General features: G+C 65.1%; 1 protein-coding gene. It reads right to left on the bottom strand.

The window, feature by feature from the left end:
* Positions 1–1606, bottom strand: a 1606-nt coding sequence (locus AC07FD_RS39385) for an IS66 family transposase (protein WP_478354192.1), incomplete at its 3' end; no start/stop codon positions are given.
* Positions 1607–1623: the final 17 nt, after the last annotated feature.

The following is a 1623-nucleotide window of genomic DNA, read 5'->3' as shown; positions in this document are numbered from 1 at the left end:
GATCGGGAAGCGGCAGAACGGCGGTTTGTGTGGGGATACCAAGGCGGTCGCCGAGGTAGGCGAAGAAGGAGACGCCGAGCTTGGTGCAGGTCTTCATCAGGCCGAGCAGGACATCGCGGGCATCTCTGCCTGCGTCACTGACGGTCCCGCCGGAGATCTTGCGTTTTATAACCACGGCGCGAATGTCGTTTTCCGAACCGTTGGTGTGGAGTGGGATCTCGGGGCGATCGAGAACGCGCAGGAGTTCATGCTTGCGGCGGTGAAGCCGGGTGAGCAGCCTGTCGAGCATGACGTAGCCGGTTCGTCGTTTGAACAGGCGGTCGAAGCGGGCACGCAAGGCCGCCGCGCGGCGCGGACAAGGTGACCGCTGATAGCTCTTCAGGTCGTGATAGAACCACCAGATCAACTGGCGCATGACGTCAACGGCCTGGCGCTGGTCTGGCGTCATCGGCACCAATTTGTGGACGAGCCGCTCGGCGTGGACCCAACACAGAGCATGGTCGGCGATGCGGAACTGGCCGGCGTCATCGGAGACGATAACGGCGTCGGCAAGAAAGCCATGATGGCGGATCGCCCCCCACATCGCCCCCTCAGTGGCAATCTTGACCGGGTTCGGCTCAACCGCAAGCTGGTCGAGGCCCAGTGCTGCCAGATGCGCCTGCCAGGCGGCGCTGTCGGCAAACACCTTTTGCGGGAAAGCCGCCAGCCGGTCGATCACCGGACCAGCGAGGTTGCGGCCGCGCATATAGGCCAACGCCTCGTCATTGATGACGTAATCGCCGTGCCCGGCGCGCAGCGTTGCCAGGAACGCCCCCCGTGACTTCGATCGCCCGGTGCGGAACGCGGTGAAGCGGTCATCGCCGATCTGAGCGGTGTAGCCGTCCTGGTTGGCGTGGCGCGCCGACGTATCATCGACCGTGATCCAGCGCGCCGTGGCAAGTCCGGTGCGCAACACGTCACGATCCTCTGCAACGAAGACCTCGAGGCCCTCCGAAATCAGCCGCACCACCTGACGCTTCGAGATGTCGACGCCAATGCCCGTCAAGAGTGCGGTTAATCGCTCCGTCGTCACTTGGCCCTGAAAATGGCAGGCCAGGATGAAGCGGCGCAGGTTCGCGCCCCAGCCGCCGACAATCCCCGACGGCAGTGGCGCCACGATCGTCTCGCCGCTCGGGGTCACCCAGCGTTCGCGCCGGTAGCGCACCACCTCGGCCGACAACACCAGATCGCGCACCAGGATCGTCTCATACCCCTTGAAGCGGGAGCCCGCAGGGGAGCTCACCGCAACCGTCACCTCGCGGCTCACACGAGCGCTGTCGCGCTTGGCGCCGCGCCGCCGACGCTTGCCCTTGGCCGCTTTCGCCCCCGTCGCCTTCTCCATCCCCGACGGTTTGGACGGCTTGATTGGCGGCCGCGGAGGCAGGTCCTTCAGACGCTTAATCTCGTCCTTCAGGCTCTGGTTGTCGGCGCGCAGCGCCTGGTTCTCCATCTGCAGGCTCTCGACCTGTCCGTGAAGACCCCGCACTTCGCCGAGCAGCGTCCCAACCAGCCCGCGGAGTTCCGCCAGCGACAGGCCTTCAAGCGAATCATTCGGCGGCAGAGTCACGCAAAGGGTGAATCACA

Source organism: Mesorhizobium waitakense (assembly GCF_056431085.1).
The sequence above is the reverse complement of the archived record's forward strand: the minus strand, read 5'-3'. Positions and strand labels throughout refer to the sequence as shown.